Annotated in this window: 14 protein-coding genes; 7 read left to right on the forward strand and 7 right to left on the reverse strand. The window is 61.3% G+C overall.

Going from position 1 to position 19,226, the window contains the following annotated elements:
• Window positions 1-2,178 carry a glycine--tRNA ligase subunit beta gene (gene glyS / locus ACVTFQ_RS02460; RefSeq protein ID WP_111561846.1) on the reverse strand — a complete coding sequence of 726 codons (2,178 nt, stop codon included), beginning with the start codon at window positions 2,176-2,178 and terminating at the stop codon, window positions 1-3.
• 369 nt (window positions 2,179-2,547) lie between these two features.
• Between glyS and ACVTFQ_RS02465 the strand changes: the two genes are divergently transcribed.
• The 5 genes from ACVTFQ_RS02465 (at window position 2,548) to ubiA (ending at window position 9,766) form a co-directional block, all read left to right on the forward strand.
• Complete coding sequence (locus ACVTFQ_RS02465) at window positions 2,548-4,197, forward strand: hypothetical protein (protein ID WP_111561847.1); 1,650 nt, start codon at window positions 2,548-2,550, stop codon at window positions 4,195-4,197.
• Between the two features lie 195 nt (window positions 4,198-4,392).
• Complete coding sequence (locus ACVTFQ_RS02470; protein ID WP_111561848.1) at window positions 4,393-6,702, forward strand: Tex family protein; 2,310 nt, start codon at window positions 4,393-4,395, stop codon at window positions 6,700-6,702.
• 133 nt (window positions 6,703-6,835) lie between these two features.
• Entirely contained in the window at window positions 6,836-8,095 is a 1,260-nt protein-coding gene (locus ACVTFQ_RS02475; protein ID WP_111561849.1) for an SAM-dependent methyltransferase, read from the forward strand.
• Between the two features lie 70 nt (window positions 8,096-8,165).
• On the forward strand, window positions 8,166-8,744 hold the full coding sequence (locus ACVTFQ_RS02480) for a histidine phosphatase family protein (protein ID WP_111561850.1): 579 nt from the start codon (window positions 8,166-8,168) through the stop codon (window positions 8,742-8,744).
• Window positions 8,745-8,806: 62 nt separating this feature from the next.
• Window positions 8,807-9,766 carry a 4-hydroxybenzoate octaprenyltransferase gene (gene ubiA / locus ACVTFQ_RS02485; protein ID WP_111561851.1) on the forward strand — a complete coding sequence of 320 codons (960 nt, stop codon included), beginning with the start codon at window positions 8,807-8,809 and terminating at the stop codon, window positions 9,764-9,766.
• 13 nt (window positions 9,767-9,779) lie between these two features.
• On the opposite strand, the gene ACVTFQ_RS02490 is transcribed toward ubiA, so the two are convergent.
• Window positions 9,780-10,679, reverse strand: coding sequence for an amino acid ABC transporter substrate-binding protein (locus tag ACVTFQ_RS02490; protein WP_111561852.1), 900 nt, complete (start codon window positions 10,677-10,679; stop codon window positions 9,780-9,782).
• A 133-nt stretch (window positions 10,680-10,812) separates the two neighbouring features.
• Entirely contained in the window at window positions 10,813-11,379 is a 567-nt protein-coding gene (locus ACVTFQ_RS02495) for a DUF6101 family protein (RefSeq protein ID WP_047508453.1), read from the reverse strand.
• 299 nt (window positions 11,380-11,678) lie between these two features.
• On the opposite strand from ACVTFQ_RS02495, the gene ACVTFQ_RS02500 reads away from it, so the two are divergent.
• Entirely contained in the window at window positions 11,679-14,426 is a 2,748-nt protein-coding gene (locus ACVTFQ_RS02500; protein WP_111561853.1) for a DUF1217 domain-containing protein, read from the forward strand.
• 50 nt (window positions 14,427-14,476) lie between these two features.
• On the opposite strand, the gene ACVTFQ_RS02505 is transcribed toward ACVTFQ_RS02500, so the two are convergent.
• The 4 genes from ACVTFQ_RS02505 to ACVTFQ_RS02520 are packed head-to-tail and all read right to left on the reverse strand — an operon-like array spanning window position 14,477 to window position 17,823.
• The gene (locus ACVTFQ_RS02505) at window positions 14,477-15,904 is read right to left on the reverse strand and encodes an FAD-binding oxidoreductase (protein WP_111561854.1); all 1,428 of its coding nucleotides are present in this window, start codon (window positions 15,902-15,904) and stop codon (window positions 14,477-14,479) included.
• A gap of 16 nt (window positions 15,905-15,920) precedes the next feature.
• On the reverse strand, window positions 15,921-16,895 hold the full coding sequence (locus ACVTFQ_RS02510) for an L-threonylcarbamoyladenylate synthase (protein WP_111561855.1): 975 nt from the start codon (window positions 16,893-16,895) through the stop codon (window positions 15,921-15,923).
• A gap of 58 nt (window positions 16,896-16,953) precedes the next feature.
• On the reverse strand, window positions 16,954-17,559 hold the full coding sequence (locus tag ACVTFQ_RS02515; RefSeq protein WP_111561856.1) for a DUF6656 family protein: 606 nt from the start codon (window positions 17,557-17,559) through the stop codon (window positions 16,954-16,956).
• A 51-nt stretch (window positions 17,560-17,610) separates the two neighbouring features.
• Window positions 17,611-17,823, reverse strand: coding sequence for a hypothetical protein (locus tag ACVTFQ_RS02520; RefSeq protein WP_146618473.1), 213 nt, complete (start codon window positions 17,821-17,823; stop codon window positions 17,611-17,613).
• 153 nt (window positions 17,824-17,976) lie between these two features.
• On the opposite strand from ACVTFQ_RS02520, the gene ACVTFQ_RS02525 reads away from it, so the two are divergent.
• The gene (locus tag ACVTFQ_RS02525) at window positions 17,977-19,221 is read left to right on the forward strand and encodes an aromatic ring-hydroxylating oxygenase subunit alpha (RefSeq protein WP_111561857.1); all 1,245 of its coding nucleotides are present in this window, start codon (window positions 17,977-17,979) and stop codon (window positions 19,219-19,221) included.
• Window positions 19,222-19,226: the final 5 nt, after the last annotated feature.

Genomic DNA, 19,226 nt, shown 5'->3' on the forward strand with positions numbered 1-19,226 from the left:
TCAGCCGGCGATCTTCGAAAAGTCGGCGACGGTGCCGGTGGCTTCGCGGATAAGGCGCAATAGCGCCAGACGGTTGGCGCGGATCGCCGCGTCCTCGTCGTTGACGAGCACGTCGGTGAAGAAGCGGTCGACAGGGGCGCGCAGCGTCGAGAGAGCAGCCATCGCCGAGCGGAAATCTTCCTTCTCGATCGCGCCGGATGCCTCGGCCGAAACCGTCTTGATCACCGCGAAAAGCTCCTTCTCGGCGTCGAGCTTCAGAAGCGCATCCGAAACGCCGTCGGCGACCACCGTGCCCTTCTTCTCCTCGGCGGCCAGCAGCTGCACGGCGCGCTTGGTGCCTGCGAGCAGGTTCTTGCCGTCCTCGGAGCTGACGAAATGCGTCAGCGCCTCGACGCGGCGGGCGACCATGCGAAGATCGTCGGTCTCGGGCGTCAGCACCGCGTCGATCAGGTCGTGGCGGGCGCCCTGGTCGCGCAGATAAACCTTCAGGCGGTCGTGGAAGAACGACAGGAGGTCGAGCTGGCGCGACATGTCGTCGGCGGCAACCGTATTGCCGATATCCATGTCGATGCGCGCCATGTGGCTGACGATGCGCGGAAGCAAAGTCAGATGCACGCCACGCTCCAGGATGATGCGGATGACGCCGAGCGCGGCGCGGCGGAGCGCAAAGGGGTCCTTGGAGCCCGTCGGCTTCTCGTCGACGGCCCAGAAGCCGATCAGCGTGTCGAGCTTATCGGCAAGCGCCACCGTGATCGCCACCTTGTCCTGCGGCAGCTGGTCGGATGGGCCCTGTGGCTTGTAGTGTTCCTCGATCGCGGTCGAGACCACCGCTTCTTCGCCCTGAAGAGCGGCGTACTTGCGGCCCATCACGCCCTGCAGCTCGGGGAATTCGCCGACAGCTTCGGTGCGCAGATCCGCCTTGGAGAGGACCACGGCACGATCGACCAGCTTGTAGTCGGCACCAGCGGGGAAGGCGACCTTGGCGGCCATGGCGCGGATGCGCTCCACCCGCTCGCCCTGCGTGCCGAGCTTGGCATGGAAGGTGACGTTGAGCGCATCGAGCTTGGCCATGCGCTGGTCGAGCGGCTTCTTCAGGTCGAGGCCGAACTTCTTGGCCGAAGCCTCCAGCGTCTCCAGATCCGGCAGATCACCCTGGTCGCGCTTCCAGAAGTGCAGCGCGTCGGAAAGACGGGCGCGCACGACCTTGCCGTTGCCGTGGATGATTTCCTTGCCGCCATCCGTCGCTTCGATGTTCGATACGAGGATGAAATTGTTCGAAAGCGTCTCTTCACCCGGTTTGCGGGTGACGAAGCATTTCTGGTTGGTCTTGATCGTCAGTCGGATGATCTCGGACGGGATCGAGAGGTAGGCTTCCTCGAAGCTGCCCATCAGCACCTGCGGCCATTCGACGAGACCGGAGACCTCTTCCAGCAGACCTTCGTCTTCGACCAGTTCGAGGCCGTTGGCGAAGGCGACGTCGCGCGCGTCGTGCAGAATGATGTCCTTGCGGCGCTCGGCGTCGAGAATGACCTTGGCCTTCTCAAGGCTCGCGACATAATCGTCGAAGCGCTTGACGGTGATCGCCTCGGGCGCATGGAAGCGGTGGCCGTAGGTGATGTTGGAGGCGACGATGCCGGAGATTTCGAACGGAATGACCGTCGTTTCCTCATGCTCGGTGCCGAAAAGGCAGACGATCGACTGCAGCGGCCGCACCCAGCGCAGCGACCCCGGCTGCGACGAGGCCTTGCCCCAGCGCATCGGCTTCGGCCAGGGGAAATCGCGGATGATCGAAGGCATCACCTCAGCAATGATCTCCTCGGCGCTGCGGCCAGTCCTGGAGATGATCGCGACGTAGAAATCGCCCTTCTTCGGATCGCTCTGCACCTGCGCCTCGGAAATCGACGACAGCCCGGCCGCGCGAAGAAAACCTTCGATCGCCTTTTCGTTGGCGTCGGTGCGTGGGCCCTTGCGTTCCTCACGCACATCGGCGGAGCGGGCGGTCAGTCCGCGAATGTCGAGCGTCAGCCGGCGCGGCGTCCAGTATTCCCGCGCACCCTCATAGGAAAGTCCCGCCTCGACGAGCGCGTCGGTCACAAGCTTCCTCAGATCGCCGGCAGCCTTGCGCTGCAGGCGGGCCGGGATCTCTTCGGAGCGGAGTTCTAACAGCAGATCGGGCATGTCACTTTCCTTGCCTCCACGGGGAAGGCGCTACCTTGCGGGTCTGAAAACGGTCGCCTCTGCTAGCAAAGAATGGCGCTGGTTTACAAGCTGCAAAAGCGGGATGGAGCGGGCGGGGAGGGGATTTGGTTAGCTCGGGTGCCATCCGGCAGTCTTTGATGTTCAGAAATAGGCTTTCCATCGCGGTCGAATAGCAATGTCGTCTATCGGCGCGAAGCGGATTTCGACTATTCGCAATCTTTATTCTCATTCATCTCCAAAACGTGCCTCCAGTCGTTCAGTGTTGGACGGGACGGCCTAGTTTCTTTTAAATGCCGTCGTGCCAGTGCAATTTCAGACAGCGAGTAAACGGCTTGAGGGGAACTGTTGATGGACCAAGAGGAAAGAGACGAGGAATTACGGTGGCGCCTGGAGGTGCTGCGGACGAAGTTCGCAGAAGGCAAGATCTTCATTGCCAAGGAGGTGGCGGAAGGCCTTGAGCAAAGCCTGATGGCGGTTCGTACGGGTGCGGACGGGAAGATCGACCTGACCACTGTTGACGGGCGGGTGCGTTCGATGGCGCTTGCCGTGGCGGCGATGGACAATCGTGAGCGCACGAAAAACGCAATGTCTCTTGAGTACATCACTAATTCCTATTTCGAGTTCATCGAGAGAAATCTTGGGTTCTTCGTAAAGGCGGCCAAGGATGCGGGTGCCGACGCTCACGAATTCGGTCGCATGATTTCCAGTCACCCACTGAACGTCGAAGAATACAGTCCGCAGATACCGAAATTTCTGGAGGCGCTGGAAGAATTCTGGGGAGCGGCCGCGGACCCGTCCCACTACCATATTCAGGACCTGCAATCGACCAAGGCGATCTATGGCGGAGACCTGTTTCCATCCTACCAACGGAACATCGCAAGCAGCACCGGCCTCTACATAGATACCATCGTACTCTCGGACCCGTTCTGGCACTCAAGGCATGTGTTCGAGCGTTCATCCCCCGATGTTCAGCTCTATTATCTCGCGAAGCATGCGATCAATCTCATGGGTTACCGCGACCTAGCGACAGCAAAGCTCGACGCACCGATCGTGGTCGTGACACCGTTTAGATCTTCCGTCGACGAATCCGAAGTCGAATTCCTCCGCAATGTCTCACAGCGCGACGGTGTCACTCACGCGGAGAAACTGTTTGGCCGCAAGTTTTCAGGTATCGAAGAGCTCTATGAGTTCTGTAATGTCCTAGACACTCCCGAGAAGGCAGCAGCACAGATCTCCGACACGGACCGTGTGTTGTTCGATACCGATTGGACAGGAAGTATCGAGGAGCAGATATCCCGCTCCATGCAGCGCGATGGCCATCTTCTGCCTGAGGGATCGGGCCCTGGGCAGGTCTTGGCTGCACAATCCGTCGGCCGGATGATGCAGGCGACAGACCTGCTCCTGAAGAGCCGATATCTGGGCGGAACGCCGTTGCTCGATGCACCCACCTCTTGGCGGTACTTCAACTGGAAGCTCGAATACAATTCATCGATTGCGTTGGACAATACCCATCTTCATATGGTGAAGGGCCTGCAGCGGGCTGCCGAGACAGACATGGAATGGCTCGGGAACATCCCGGCCCCCGCCTTGATTGAGATGCGACAGCAAGGTGCATTCCACGAAATCCGTGAGGTGCTCTCCGCAGGTGTCGGCGAAATCGCCGAGACTAAACCCGAGGCCTTTTTCAGGTCGAGTGACAAGATCGTCGAGAACATTCAGGTTGCGTTTGAGCATCATCAGAAGAACGTGAAGGAGTTGCGGAACAAGGGCCTCAAGTTCGCTGGGTACGATCTCGGAACTTGGATTTCAGTTGGCGCCGTCGAAATCGCGGCGATCGCAACCGGAACGCCGCTTTTCGGTGCTGCGGCCTTCGCTGCAAACCAGATATTGGATGTCCCGAAGTTAAAGGACATACCAGCGCGCTTCATGGACCTGAAAAATGCACATAAGGAACTTAAGAAGTCGCCGATGGGCCTGTTGTTCGCACATAAAGCGTGATGTGAGCGGCGTAGAATTTAGGGATCCATTCACAAGTGGCCTAAGATTATGGCCACTTATAGCGCGTAGCATCCCGGCCTTTGCCCGTTGTGCCCCTCCAACCACCCACTTCCGCTGTGGAAACCCATCTCCATCCTTGCCTTGCCGCTTTTCGCCGCTATGGTCCGCCACCTCAATTGAAACGCAGGAACCATCATGGCCGCTGATATCCGCATGCTCTCCGCAGTCATCGCCTCCGAGATCAATGCCCGGCCCGAGCAGGCCAAGGCCGCGATCGAGTTGCTGGATGAGGGCGCGACCGTGCCGTTCATCGCGCGTTACCGCAAGGAAGTGACCGGCGGCCTGGATGATACGCAGCTGCGCGATCTCTCCGAACGCCTCGTCTATCTGCGCGAGCTCGAAGCCCGCCGCGATACGATCGTGGAGTCCATCTCGGGCCAGGGCAAGATGAGCGAAGAGCTGATGGCAAAGCTCAAGGGCGCGGCCACCAAGGCCGAGCTCGAGGATCTCTATCTGCCCTACAAGCCGAAGCGCCGCACCCGCGCCGAGATCGCCCGCGAGCGCGGCCTCGGTCCGCTCGCCGAGGCAATCCTTGCCGACCGCGCCAAGGAGCCGGCAACGCTGGCGGAAGCCTATATCACCGCTGATGTCCCCGATGTGAAGACGGCGCTGGAAGGCGCCCGCGATATCGTCGCCGAAGGCATTGCCGAAAATGCCGACCTGCTCGGCAAGCTGCGCGCCCATATGCGCGGTGCGGCGCTGTTGAAGGCCAAGGTGGTCGATGGCAAGCAGGCGGCCGGCGAAAAATTCTCCGACTATTTCGACCATTCCGAACGCTGGGCAACGGCCCCCGGCCACCGCGCGCTCGCCATGCTGCGCGGCTGGAACGAGGAAGTGCTGACGCTGACGATCGAGGCCGACGCCGAGACTGCCTCGCCGAACAAGCCGGTCGAGCGCATGATCGCTGCGGCCTACGAGATCGGCAACAGCCGTCCCGGCGATCGCTGGCTGATGGAAGTCGCCAGCTGGACATGGCGCGTGAAGCTCTCCATGTCGCTGTCGCTTGACCTGATGCGTGAGCTGCGTGAACGCGCCGAGGAAGAGGCGATCCACGTCTTCGCCCGCAATCTCAAGGACCTGTTGCTCGCCGCCCCCGCAGGCTCGCGCCCGACGATGGGCCTCGATCCGGGTATCCGCACCGGCGTCAAGGTCGCCGTCACTGATGCCACCGGCAAGGTGGTCGCGACATCGACGGTCTATCCCTTCCAGCCACGCAACGACGTGCGCGGTGCGCAGATCGAGCTCGCCTCGCTGATCCGCAAGCACAATGTCGAGCTGATCTCGATCGGCAACGGCACCGGCAGTCGCGAAACCGAGAGGCTGGTTGCCGACATGCTGGCCGATCTGCCGGGCGCGAAGCCCACCAAGGTCATCGTCTCGGAAGCCGGCGCCTCGGTCTATTCGGCATCCGCCACGGCCGCTGCCGAATTCCCCAATCTCGACGTGTCGCTGCGCGGCGCCGTCTCCATCGCGCGCCGCCTGCAGGATCCGCTGGCAGAGCTTGTGAAGATTGAACCGAAGTCGATCGGCGTCGGCCAGTATCAGCACGATGTCGACCAGCAGAAGCTGTCGCGCTCGCTCGATGCCGTGGTCGAAGACGCCGTGAATGCCGTCGGCGTCGATCTCAACATGGCCTCTGTGCCGCTGCTCGCCCGTGTCTCCGGCCTTGGAACCTCGATCGCCGAAGCCATCGTCAGGCATCGTGACGAAACCGGACGCTTCGAAACCCGTCGTGATTTGCTCAAGGTCGCGCGCCTCGGCCAGCGCACCTTCGAGCAATGCGCCGGGTTCCTCCGCATCCGCGATGGCAAGGAGCCGCTCGACGCCTCCTCGGTCCACCCGGAGGCCTACGGCGTCGCCAAGAAGATCGTTGCCGCCTGCGGCCGCGACCTGCGCACGCTGATGGGTGACAGCGCGGTGCTGAAATCGGTCGATCCGCGCCAGTTCATCGACGACAAGTTCGGCCTTCCGACGGTCAAGGACATCCTGTCGGAACTGGAAAAGCCTGGCCGCGACCCGCGCCCGAGCTTCAAGACCGCGACCTTCGCGGAAGGGATCAACGAGATCTCCGACCTGAAGCCGGGCATGACGCTTGAGGGAACGGTAACCAACGTCGCCGCCTTCGGCGCCTTCGTCGATATCGGCGTCCATCAGGATGGCCTGGTGCACGTCTCGCAGCTCGCCGACCGCTTCGTCAAAGATCCTCACGAAGTTGTGAAAGCCGGCGATGTGGTCAAGGTTCGCGTCGTCGAGGTGGATGCAAAACGCAAGCGCATCGCCCTTTCCATGCGCAAGGATGACGGCGCTAGCGCCCCTGCGCCACGCGGCGAAACCCGTTCAAATCCAGCCCCTCGCGGCGGCAACGAGCGGCGCTCGTCGAGCCCCAAGCAGGAGAGCCAGGGGGCATTCGGCGCAGCACTCGCCGAGGCCATGAAGCGAAAATAAGGGTTTACGGATAAGCATTGCAGAAATGTCACACTTCGGCAGCCTTGTTGCCGAAGTGCCAAATACGGCGCTTGTAAGGCAGGCCAGACGGCCTAAGTTGACTGGATTCCTGTCACATTGCGAGGCCTTACTTATGGCGTCGGCTTTCTTATCGATTGTCCAAAAAATCATCCGCAAGGGTAACCTTAAGCTCACACTCGCCAATGGCGAGACACACACCATCGGGGACGGCACCGGAGATCTCGTTGCCGCCCGCGTTGCCGACGAGGAGGCGGAGCGACTGATCCGCCGAGACCCCACCCTCAAGCTCGGCGAAATGTACATGGATGGCCGGTTCATTCTGGAACAAGGCAACATCTACGATTTCCTGGCCCTGGTGAAACAGAACACCACCAACGAAATCTTCGACATCCCGATGGCGGCCCTCCTGATCGGCCGCATCGCCCTGCAGCAGCTAAAGAGCCGTCTGCCCGTCAATCACAACAAGCGCAACGTTGCCCACCACTACGATCTGTCGGAAAAGCTGTTCGAGCTCTTTCTCGATGAGGATTGGCAATATTCCTGTGCCTATTACAATCCGCCGGGCATCAGCCTGGAGGAGGCCCAGGTCGCCAAGAAGCGCCACATCGCCGCCAAGCTCCTGCTTCAGCCCAACCAGCGCGCGCTGGAGATCGGCTCCGGCTGGGGCGGCATGGGCATGTATCTGACGGAGTCCACACCGGGGCTCGATCTCACCGGCATCACGCTCAGTGAGGAGCAGCTGAAGATCTCCCGCGAGCGGGCGCAAAAGCGCGGTCTCAACGACCGGCTGCGCTTCGAGCTGCAGGACTACCGCACGATGAAGGGCCAGAAGTTCGACCGCATCGTCTCGGTCGGCATGTTCGAGCATGTCGGCATCGGCAACTTCGGCAACTTCTTCCGCAAGGTGCACGAGCTGCTAGCCGATGACGGCGTCATGGTGCTGCATTCGATCGCCCGCCCGAAGCCGAGCTTCGGCACCAACGCCTTCATCGAGAAGTATATCTTCCCGCAGGGCTATATCCCCTCGATCGGCGAAACGCTGCCGGCCATCGAAAAGGCGAACCTTCTGGTCCGCGACGTCGAGGTCCTGCCGCTGCACTATGCCTACACGCTGCGCCATTGGCGCGAGCGCTTCGTGGCGCGCAAGGCCGAAGCCGTGGCGCTTTATGACGAACGCTTCTTCCGCATGTGGGAGTTCTATCTGGCCGGCTCCGAAATGGGCTTCCGCTGGGATGAGCTTTTCATCATGCAGATCCAGATTTCCAAGAACCAGTATTCCACCCCCGACAATCGCGACTATATCGCCGCGAACGAGGCGAAGCTGAAGGAATTCGAGGCAACGCGTCCGCCGCTCGAAAAGGTCATTCTCTGACTTGACGAAAAGGCGCGGCGAGACCCGCGCCTTTTTTATTCCCGCTGTTTCATTTTGAAAGGGTTGCGAGATGAGCAGTGCCTACCCCGAGATTACGCTGGTGCGCCACGGCGAGACCGAATGGAGCCTGTCCGGCCGCCACACCGGCCGCAGCGATATCCCCTTGACCGAAAACGGCGAAGCCGCCGCCCACCGCCTCGGCCCGCGCCTTGAAGGCCTGACCGTCGCCGAAGTCTGGTCGAGCCCCTCCCAGCGCGCCCGAAACACCTGCCGCCTTGCCGGCTTCGGCGAGCGCATGGTCGTCAAGGACGACCTCGCCGAATGGGACTACGGCGCCTACGAGGGTGTGACGACCAAGGAGATCCTGGCTCAACGCCCCGGCTGGCAACTCTTCAGCGACGGCTGCCCCGATGGCGAGAAAGCCGCCGACGTCGGCACCCGCGCCGACCGCATCATCGCCGCGATCCGCGCGGCAAACGCCCCAGTCCTGATCTTCTCAAGCTCCCACTTCCTCCGCGTGCTGGCCGCCCGCTGGCTGGGGCTGCCGCCGGAGGGCGGGGCGCATTTCGTGCTGGATACGACGAGCGTCAGCGTGCTGGGGTATGAGCATGATTTGACGGAGCCGGTGATCCGGCGGTGGAATGGTTAGGGTGCGGCGTAAGCCCCACCATCCCGCTTGACCCGCCATCCCCCACGTCGCTAGATGACCGCATGCAACAGATCGACGGAATCAACGGGCGCGTTGCGGATGCGCCGTCCAACAACTGGGTTTACCGGGTGCTGCCGCCATGGCTGTGGCCATATGCGCAGCTGGCGCGCTGGGATCGGCCGATCGGCTGGCAGCTGCTGCTTTGGCCGTGCTTCTGGTCGGCGGCGATGGCGGCCAATGCGGCGGCTCATGTGGGGCTCTTTTCCGGCGGTCAGCTGATCTGGCATCTGCTGCTCTATTTCATCGGTTCTGTCGCCATGCGCGGCGCCGGCTGCACCTATAACGATCTCGTCGATCACAAGATCGACATGGAAGTCGCGCGCACCCGCTCGCGCCCGCTGCCGTCTGGCCGCGTCACCCGCACGCAGGCGAAGATCTTCATCCTGCTACAGGCGCTGGTCGGCCTGCTGGTCGTCCTCCAGCTCAACTGGTTTTCCGTCATCCTCGGCGTTGCGTCGCTTGCTATCGTGGCGCTCTACCCTTTCGCCAAGCGCTTCACCGACTGGCCGCAGTTCTTCCTTGGGCTTGCCTTTTCCTGGGGCGCGCTGATGGGCTGGGCCGCGATCTTTGGCAGCCTGTCGCTGGCGCCGGTGCTGCTCTATATCGGCGCGGTCGTCTGGACGATCGGCTATGACACCATCTACGCCCACCAGGACAAGGAAGACGACGAGCTGATCGGAGTCCGCTCGACCGCGCGTCTCTTCGGCGACAACACCAAGCCGTGGCTGGTCGGTCTCTATGGCCTGATGCTGATCCTCACCTTCGCAGCCTTCCTGCTCGCAGGCGTCGGCATCATCGCCTATCTCGGCTTGGTTGTCGCAGCCGGCATGTTCGCCTGGCAGATCATCACGCTCGATATCAACGATGCCGATCAGTGCCTGGCGCTGTTCAAGTCTAACAACCGCGTCGGCATGATCATCTTCGCAGGCCTGTTCCTGTCGCTGTTGTTCGTGCTTCCATAGGGCGATAACAAGCCTACGGAACGTGCTGCATGATGATCTGCGTGTGCAGCATTGGCGCATCGGCGCCGAAATAGGTGTCGAGCACCGACAGGAAATCGTCGGACAGATAGAAATCCGTCAAGGCGCGATCGGCAAGCAGCCGGAAATCGGCGTCGTTTCGGGGCAGGGCGATCGCATAGGGCTCATGCGTGAACAGCCGATTGCCAACCTCGAGCAAGGATGGATCTTTCGCACGGGTGGCAAGGCTGGTCAGCAGCACCTGATCGCCGATATAGGCGTCGATCTTCCGATCCTCCAGCGCCTTCAGCCCCTCCTCATGCGTCTTGAAATCGGCAATCGTCGTCGTCGATGCTTGGCCCTTCATGGCCTCATGCAGTGCCGCCCCCGTCGTCGAGTTCGCCCGCGCGCCGATCACGCTTGCCGAAGCGGCACGCTGGCTGACGGCGCTGACAGCCGGCTTGTCGAAAAAGAACGATTGCAGGTAGTCGGGCGAATCCTTGCGAAGCAGGGCGCTTGCCCCTGTCAGGAAGATCGGCTGCGAGAAATCGACGATCTCCCGCCGCTCAAGATTGACGGTGATCGCGCCGCACAGCAGATCGAGCTGCCCGTCCTTCACGGCATCGAAGCCGTTGGCGAGCGTTTTCTGCACATATTCGCGTTTCAACTCGGGCACCTGATGCTCGATGTCATCGGCGATCTTGTTGCAGAGGTCGATCGCATAACCCGTCGGCTCTGCCCCGGCCTTGGCCGCGGAGAAGGGCGCTTCGTCATCGATATAGCCGATGCGTACGGTCCCGCGCTCGATGATGCCGTCGAGAGTGGCGGCACTTGCCGTCAGGGCTGAAAGGGAAAGGGCGATAATCGCCAGCGGGAACCGTCTCATGCACTTTGTTGCCACCGGCATGACGCTCATCTCCGAAAGACGGTTGCGATCTCAAAGCTATGCACGCAGCTTATGGCCCGGCTGCCATTTGTCAACCGAGGTCCAAAAACGAAAAACCCGGCACGCGGGCCGGGTCTTTCCGTCTGATCTCGTGCTTCAGCCCTTAGCTGCGGGCGATGATTTCCTTGCCTTCGATCTTCATGGCGACGCCGAGCGTGCCGGTCGAGCGGCGCACGAGGAAGCGTGGGCGGCGGTTGGCGAAGTAGGAGTGGCGGCGGCGCGGCTTCAGGTGGCTGGTGCGCAACTCGCCGAGATGTTCTTCCAGCGGGCGGGCGATGCCGTCGGCCTCGACCATCAGCATGGGAATACGGAAGGCTTCCGACCAGCCGCGCCAGTCGGCGGCGATGTCGGCGAGATCATGCGCGACCAGAAGCGGCACGCAAAGATCGGGATCTTCGTGATGCAGTTCGAGCGTGACGGTCACTTCGCCATTGCCATGGTCGATGGCGCGGGCTGCGACGCCCTTGAAGGCGCGCTTCGGCAGCGCGATGGAGAGCGGCAGGCCGCTGGAGGGCAGGATCTTGCGCAGGATGGCGCCGCGTTCGTCGATCGTTATGCTGACGTCGGTTGTGGAGTCGTGGATGGCGTAGCTCACCTGCTGCGGAAAGCGCGACGGATCAAGACGAAGTGTCGCTCCAGCCCATGCGGGCTTCATAACCGTATTGTTCATGTTCATTCTCACCCTTGTCTTACCTGAGAGCCGGTTTCCGGTCTTCTCCTCGGGACTTTTCGTCCTCTGTGGCTGACAATAGGCGCCGGCTGTTCGAGACAGCTTAAAAATCGCGGTTAAGAAGACCTTGCCTCCCTGGATGGTTATCAAAACCAAACGTGGCAGGGTTTCCGAGAGGTGAACGACCGGCTGTGCCAGGTCGCGACATCCCGCGGGTAAGTCTCGGGTAAGCTTTTCATAGCAAAATGGAGCGGAAACCGTCTGTCATTCATTCAAGACTTTGCCGGAATAGAACGCTCATGATCTCCGCTTCGATGGCCTACACGATATTGTCGGGCGACATGCAGAAGAGCCTTGACCGCGTCGCTTCGCAGACGACGGTGAAGCGCGAAGCCCAGTATTACGAAGAAAACATCAACAAAGTCAAAGATGTAGATGATTTCCTCGGCAATTATAAGCTCTACAGCTATGCGATGAAGGCCTATGGCCTTGAGGATATGACCTACGCCAAGGCCTTCATGAAGAAGGTTCTGGAGAGCGACCTGACGGACGCCAACAGCTTCGCCAACAAGCTGTCGGACAGCCGCTACAAGGAGTTTGCCTCCGCCTTCAATTTCGGCACGACGGCGACGGACCCTCAGAGCGATGCCCAAGAAACCGACATGCTGGGGCTCTACACCCAGTCCTATGCGGATGAAGGCGCCAACGCTGCCACGGAATCGAACTATTACAGCACAGCGATCGACAGGGTACAGAGCGTCACCGGCTTAACGTCGAATGCTCGCCTTCGCACCTATGTGCTCAGCGCTTTCGGCATCGACCCGACCTACGTCTCCAATGACTATCTCAGCAAGGTGCTGACCAGCGACGTCAACGATCCCGATAGCTTCGTCAACACCACCGGAAACGCCAAGTACAAGGCGCTCGCCGCCCAGTTCAGCTTCAATGCGGATGGTACGGTCAACGGCACGGCGCAGACCGCCGATCAGAAGAACGCGGTCATCGAGCAGTACAATCTGACCGTCCCCTCGATCGTCACGACGAAAGCGGCCGAGTACAACAAGGCCTATTACGACGCCAATATCGGCTCGATCACCAGTGTCGATCAGCTGATATCCGACAAGCGCCTGACTTCCTACATCAAGGCCGCCTATGGCACCGGCGCGGATTTCAGCGATGCCGGCCTGAAGCGGGTGCTGACCGATTCAAGCTATGCCAGCATGCTGGGATTTGACGCGATCACCGCCGCCTTCAATTTCAACAGCGATGGCACCGTCGACACGACGAAAGCGGGATACGCCGCGCAGACATCGGCCCAGATCGGCGCGACGGCAACGGCCGCCAACAACATTTCGAGCGCCTACGCAACCAAGATCGCCGACATCAAGACGGTCGATGAACTGATCGCCGATACCAAGATGACATCCTACATCAAGGATGCCTATGGTATTTCGCAAAGCCTGAGCGACGCCGATCTGAGAAGCGTTCTGACCGATTCCAGCTACGCCGGCCTGCTCGGCCTTCAGGATGTGCATGACGCCTTCAACTTCCAGGCCGATGGCAGCGTGACGTCTGACGGCGCGCAGACCATCAGCCAGACGCGCCTTGCGGGCTATAGCGCGAACGACAATCTCAACTATTACCGCAGCAAGATCAGCACGCTTTCCAATGTCGACGAGCTGATTGCGGACACCAAGCTCACAAGCTTCATCAAGAGCACCTATTCGCTGCCACCGACGATCAGCGATGCCGATCTGAAGAGTATCCTGACCGACACGAGCTTCGCCGCCTCAAGCGGTTTCAGCAACGTCAAAGAGGCCTTCAATTTCGCCGCCGACGGTTCCGCCGCCGCGATGTCGGGTCCGCAGAGCACCCAGCAGACGACGAGCGTCGATACGCTCTATTCGGCGCATTACGCCGATGAACAGCAGGCCGAGATCGACAGCTCCGTTGCCAACTACAAGGCACGGATGGCCGATGACAAGGTCACCAATGTCACCGATTTCCTGAGGACAAACCTCACGGCCGATACCGACCGCAGCAATGATAGTCTTCCCGATCTCTACCAGATGGCGCTTCGCTCCTACGGGCTGACGGAGCAGGACGTGCCGCGCAGCATGATGCGCACGCTGCTGCAGAGCGATCCCTACGACCCCAAGGGCTACGTCGCCTCGCTGAAGGATGAACGCATCACCAACATGGTGCGCGCGTTCAACTTCGACACGGACGGCAAAGCCACCTCGGAAGTGCAGGCTGTATCGACGGCCGTGCTTGCGAAATATGGCACGACCTACAAGTCGCTCGCCACGCTCGGCATGGCATCCGGTCCCTTGAGAGACAAGGCATCCAAGGACGCTACCACCGAGGTCGATGATTTTGCCAAGAAGATCGTCACCGTGAAGTCGCTTGACGATTTCCTCGATGACAGCACGCTGACCGATTTCGTCCTGAAGGCAAACGGCCTGGAGCCGAAGGACTATGACAAGGCGACCCTGAAGAAGATCTTCACCTCGGATACGACGGACGCCAACAGCTATCTGAACAAGACGGCGCCGACGAAATTCAAGGAAATCGTCGCCGACTTCAACTTCGACACATCAGGCAACCTGACCCGTTCGAAGATCGGCGCCATCCAGAACGTCGGCGCCGAGGAGCGGACCCAGCAGGGCTACCTGCAGATGACGCTCGAAACCCAACAGGGCGAGAGCAATGACGGCGTGCGCCTCGCGCTTTACTTCGCCCGCAAGGCACCGAGCATAACGTCCATCTACTCGCTGATCGGCGATCAGGCGCTGTTCCAGGTCATCACCACCGCCTACAGCCTGCCGACGAGCATGTCGAACATGGATGTCGACAAGCAGGCCACGCTCTTGAAGAAGTTCATCGACGTCAGCGATTTCCAGGACCCGGAAAAGGTCGACAAGCTGATGCGCCGGTTCACCGCCATGTACGATCTGAAGAACAACACGCAGACATCGCCGGCGCTGACAATCATGAGCTCCTACGCCTCGAACGCGGCGAGCATCAACAGCAACAGCAGGCGTTAAACGCTGTCGTTACGGTGAGGTGAGAAGCGGCCAGCCGGCCGCTTTTTTCGTCAGTCGATATTGACCACCTTGCCGGGGTTCATGATGCCTTCAGGATCGAAGGCCTTCTTGATGCGGCGCATCAGGTCTATCTCGATCGCGGAACGGATCGCGGCAAGCTCGTCGCGCTTCAATTGCCCGATGCCGTGCTCCGCCGAAATCGAGCCGCCATGCGCAAGCACCAGCCCATGCACGATCACGTTCATCTCGTGCCAGCGCTCGAGAAACGCCTGCTTGTCGGCGCCTACGGGCTGCGAGATGTTGTAGTGGATGTTGCCGTCGCCCATGTGCCCGAAGGCGCAGATGCGTGCGCCGGGCATGACCGCCATCACCGCCTGCTCGGCCTCGTGCATGAACTGAGGCACGGTCGAGACAGGCACCGAAACGTCGTGCTTGATCGATCCGCCCTCAGGCTTCTGCGCTTCCGACATGCTCTCGCGCATATGCCACAGCGCCGTCTGCTGCGCGACGGAGGAGGCGATGGCAGCGTCCTGCACCAGCCCGGCCTCGAAACCCTGCTCAAGCAGCGCCGTCATCATTCGCTCGGCGGTCTCGGCCGAATCCGAGGTGGAGATGTCGATCAGCACATACCAGGCATGTTCGCTCTCCAGCGGATCGAGCACGCCCTCGATATTGCGGGCGGTGATCTCCACGCCGAAGCGCGGCATCAGTTCGAAACCGGTCAGCGACGTGCCGCACAGGCTGGAAGCGAGGTTGAAGAGCGATAGCGCATCCTCGACCGAGTTCAGGCCGGCAAAGGCCACCTGCTTGCCGAGCGGCTGCGGGAAGAGCTTCAGCACCGCGCCGGTGATGACACCCAGCGTGCCCTCGGCGCCGATGAAGAGATCGCGCAGGTCGTAGCCGGTATTGTCCTTCTTCAGGCGGCGCAGCCCGTCCCAGATCTCGCCGGTCGGAAGCACGACTTCGAGCCCGAGGCAGAGCTGGCGCATGTTGCCATAGGCAAGCACAGCCGTGCCGCCGGCATTCGTCGAGAGATTGCCGCCGATCCGGCAGGAACCTTCGGAGCCGAGCGACAAGGGAAACAGCCGGCCATGCGCCTCGGCCGCCTTCTGCACGTCGGCGAGGATCGCGCCGCCATCGGCAACGAGAACGTTGGCGACCGGATCGACGTCGCGGATCTTGTTCATCCGCTCCAGCGACAGGATGATGTCTGACTTACCCTCGCGCGGCGTCTGGCCGCCGACAAGCCCGGTATTGCCCGTCTGCGGCACCACTGATGTGCCGGTCTCGCTGGCGAGCTTGAGGATGGCTGAGACTTCCTCGACGTTGGCGGGCTTCAGGAGCATCGGCGAGGAGCCGTGATAGAGGCCGCGATTCTCGATCAGGTGCGGCGCCAGATCAGCCTCGCTGCGCAGCGCATACTTGTCGCCGACGATGGCTGCGAAACGGTCGAGTAGCTCAGGTGAAACGCTGCTCATCGGGCTTTATCCTCTGTTATTCCCGTGGGGCCGCGGCGCGCCGCAGCCGGTCGTTGATGGCTTCGCCGAGACCCTCGTCGGGAATGGCGGTGAATGCGATCGTCGCCGCACCGCTGGCATCGGCGCGCTTCATGTAGTCGAAAAGATTGGTGGCCGCTTCGGCAAGGTCGCCGCTCTCGCTGAGATTGAGCACGACCTTGGCCCTATCGGCGTTCGCTATGGGGGAGGAGCCGAAGGCGATCAACGCCTCGCCATCTCTCACCTCGATCGCATCGAGCCGCACAGCCGCACCCGGCGCATAGTGCGAGGCCATCATGCCCGGCGCCTCGATCGCGGCGGACGCCACTTTCGGGCGCACCAGCTTCACGCCGGCGACGCGCTCGATCTCATCAGCCGGCAGCCCGCCCGGCCGCAGCAGCCTGAGCTTGCCATCCTCGACCTTGACGATGGTGGATTCAACGCCGACATCGCTCGCCCCGGCATCGAGGATCAACTTGATCTTCTCCCCGAGGTCGGCCTGCACATGGGCGGCGCTGGTGGCGCTGATCTTGCCCGAGGTGTTGGCGCTCGGCGCCGCCAGCGGATGCCCGAAAGCGCGGATGAGTTCGCCGGCAAATCCCTTCGGCACCCGGATGCCGACGGTGTCGAGCCCGGCCGTCGCCAGCGCATGAATGCCGCTCGTGGCCTTCAGCGCCACGACGATCGTCAGTGGACCGGGCCAGAAGGCCTTCGCCAGCGCCCGCGACAGCGTATCGAAATCGGCATAGGTTTCCGCCATTTCAAGATCCGCCATATGGCAGATCAGCGGATTGAACTGCGGGCGGCCCTTTGTCTCGTAGATGCGGGCGATGGCGGCCGGATTGGTGGCGTCGGCGGCAAGGCCATAGACGGTCTCGGTCGGAATGGCGATCGGCAAGCCTTCGCCCAGCACCTTGCAAGCGGCGTCGATCGCCTGCTGCCTGTTCTCGGTGATGTCGATGATCTCTGCCATGTGCCGCCCGGATAGTCTGTCCGGCAGTCCTTATGCCCTTGCGGCCTCGCGATCAATATCAGAGCTGGCGAATGATCTCGCGAAGCTGCTCGTTACGGGCGCCAAGCAGGAGCACGTTCTTGATCGCCACCTGCGGATCGTCGGTGCGAAACAGCAAGCCGTTGCCGCGGATATTGCGGTCGATCGTCATCTTCTCTGGCGTATGCTCGCCGGGCCGGATGGCGACGGCGAAGTACATGCGCGAGTAACGCACGTCGATCTTCTCGAAGACATTGTCGTTGTCGCCGATATCGGCGTAGAAATTGGCGATGTAGAAGGCCCAGCTGACCGCGTCATATTGCGCGAACTTGGTGCGCGCCGCAGTCACATGGCAGTAGCCGAGATGCGGGCTGTCTTCCAGCGTGCGGTGAAACACCATCTTCGGAAACTGGATGGAGCGGTGAAAGCCGTTAATATGCTGGTGCGTCTTCTCGCCGGCGGTCTGCAGCTTGCGCCCGGTCTTCTCGGCCACTTCGTCGTGGGTGAGATAGCGACGCTCGGCGGCCAGCCAATGCGACTGGTGGCGGGTGATCTTGCCCGTGCGCAGGAATTCGGAATGCGGCGCGACCGGCGCGGCGGGCTGGTCGACGCTTGCTCTGGCGTCGAAGTAACGAAGTTTCGCCATGGTCTCGGATCCGGCTGCCTGTCTCTTTGGCCGAAGGATAGGCAATCATGCTTAATGCGATGTTAAATTGGGCCGGGCGCGATCGCGGCTGCTACAAACTGCCACAAGCTCTGTCGCAAACAGAATATCGCCGACAAGGCCACTCTCGCCTTCCTTGATCTCTGGTAATTTCGACAAAGTCGCAAATAATCCTATTTGTTTGAAGCGACGCGGAAATGCCCGTTTTCTGTCGTGCCGCCAATGCCCGAATGCAACTGTCGTCATTTTCGAAGCCGATGTCGCTTTGCAGCCACGCGGGCGGCGTGGGCAGTGGTTAAATGTATGACATAGGCAATATCTCCTTCGGGAGAGGGGGCGAGCGCTTCCCGCGGCTTTCGCCATCCGATATGTGGCAGCCCGAATAGACGAGGATATGAGATGGATATTCGCAGCAACGTTTTACGGCAGCTCAAGAACCGCCGCGAGGGCTTCAGCCTCGAGCAACCCTTCTATATCGACGAGGATTACTTCAAGCTCGATATGGAGATGATCTATTATCGCGACTGGCTGTTCATGGGCCATGATTGCGAGCTGCCGAAGGCCGGCGCCTATTTCACGGTGCAGATCGGCCAGTATCCCGTCGTCATCGTTCGCGGTCGCGACAATGTCATCCGCGCCTTCCACAACAGCTGTCGCCATCGCGGCTCGCGCGTCTGCACCAAGGACCACGGCTCGTCGGTCCGTCTTGTCTGTCCCTACCACCAGTGGGCTTACGATCTCGACGGCAAGCTCGCCTTCGCCCGCCATATGGGTGATGATTTCGACAAGTCGGGCTTCGGCCTGAAGCCGGTTCATTGCGAAAGCTTCGGCGGCTATATCTTCATCTGCCTCGCCGACAAGGCGCCGGACTTCCAGCCGGTTCGCGACATGGTCGCGCCCTACATGATGCCGCATCACCTGAAGGACGCGAAGATCGCCTTCCAGAGCACCATCATCGAGAAGGGCAACTGGAAGCTCGTCTGGGAAAACAACCGCGAGTGCTACCACTGCGCCGCGAACCACCCCGAACTCTGCCGCACCTATCCCGAGGCGCCAAGCGTCACCGGCACCGACGGCGGCGCCGATGATCCGGAGATCGCGGGCCACTGGGCACGCTGCGAGGCCGCCGGCCTGCCGAGCAAGTTCCAGATCTCGCCGGATGGCCAGTTCCGCACCGCCCGCATGCCGCTGATCGAGGATGCCGAGAGCTACACCATGTCCGGCAAGCGCGCCGTCGCCCGTCCGCTGTCGGATGACGTGACGATCGACCGGATCGGCACCATGCTGCTCTTCCACTATCCGACGACCTGGAACCACATCCTCGGCGACCACGCCATCTCCTTCCGCGTCTTGCCGCTCAGCGCCAACGAGACGGCCGTGACCACCAAGTGGTTGGTCCACAAGGACGCCGTCGAAGGTGTCGACTACAATCTCGAGGAACTGACCCACGTCTGGACCGAGACCAACGACCAGGACCGCCGCATCGTCGAGGAAAACGCCTTCGGCATCCACTCGCCGGCCTATGAGCCCGGCCCGTACTCGACGCTGCACGAGGGCGGCGTCATGCAGTTCCTCGAATGGTACGCGCTGTTCATGACCAACCGCCTGCAGGGCGATCAGGCCAAGCTCTCCGTCGTCGCGTGACGCTA

The organism is Rhizobium sp. O111 (assembly GCF_055616315.1).

What these genes read in the sequence shown, in the direction of transcription:
- ubiA (WP_111561851.1), top strand. Translation starts at nt 8,807, where the DNA reads ATGCAACAGATCGACGGAATCAACGGGCGCGTTGCGGATGCGCCGTCC.
- ACVTFQ_RS02525 (WP_111561857.1), top strand. Translation starts at nt 17,977, where the DNA reads ATGGATATTCGCAGCAACGTTTTACGGCAGCTCAAGAACCGCCGCGAG.
- ACVTFQ_RS02475 (WP_111561849.1), top strand. Translation starts at nt 6,836, where the DNA reads ATGGCGTCGGCTTTCTTATCGATTGTCCAAAAAATCATCCGCAAGGGT.
- ACVTFQ_RS02490 (WP_111561852.1), bottom strand. Translation starts at nt 10,679, where the DNA reads ATGAGCGTCATGCCGGTGGCAACAAAGTGCATGAGACGGTTCCCGCTG.
- ACVTFQ_RS02495 (WP_047508453.1), bottom strand. Translation starts at nt 11,379, where the DNA reads ATGAACAATACGGTTATGAAGCCCGCATGGGCTGGAGCGACACTTCGT.
- ACVTFQ_RS02500 (WP_111561853.1), top strand. Translation starts at nt 11,679, where the DNA reads ATGATCTCCGCTTCGATGGCCTACACGATATTGTCGGGCGACATGCAG.
- ACVTFQ_RS02470 (WP_111561848.1), top strand. Translation starts at nt 4,393, where the DNA reads ATGGCCGCTGATATCCGCATGCTCTCCGCAGTCATCGCCTCCGAGATC.
- ACVTFQ_RS02515 (WP_111561856.1), bottom strand. Translation starts at nt 17,559, where the DNA reads ATGGCGAAACTTCGTTACTTCGACGCCAGAGCAAGCGTCGACCAGCCC.
- ACVTFQ_RS02480 (WP_111561850.1), top strand. Translation starts at nt 8,166, where the DNA reads ATGAGCAGTGCCTACCCCGAGATTACGCTGGTGCGCCACGGCGAGACC.
- glyS (WP_111561846.1), bottom strand. Translation starts at nt 2,178, where the DNA reads ATGCCCGATCTGCTGTTAGAACTCCGCTCCGAAGAGATCCCGGCCCGC.
- ACVTFQ_RS02505 (WP_111561854.1), bottom strand. Translation starts at nt 15,904, where the DNA reads ATGAGCAGCGTTTCACCTGAGCTACTCGACCGTTTCGCAGCCATCGTC.
- ACVTFQ_RS02510 (WP_111561855.1), bottom strand. Translation starts at nt 16,895, where the DNA reads ATGGCAGAGATCATCGACATCACCGAGAACAGGCAGCAGGCGATCGAC.
- ACVTFQ_RS02465 (WP_111561847.1), top strand. Translation starts at nt 2,548, where the DNA reads ATGGACCAAGAGGAAAGAGACGAGGAATTACGGTGGCGCCTGGAGGTG.
- ACVTFQ_RS02520 (WP_146618473.1), bottom strand. Translation starts at nt 17,823, where the DNA reads ATGACGACAGTTGCATTCGGGCATTGGCGGCACGACAGAAAACGGGCA.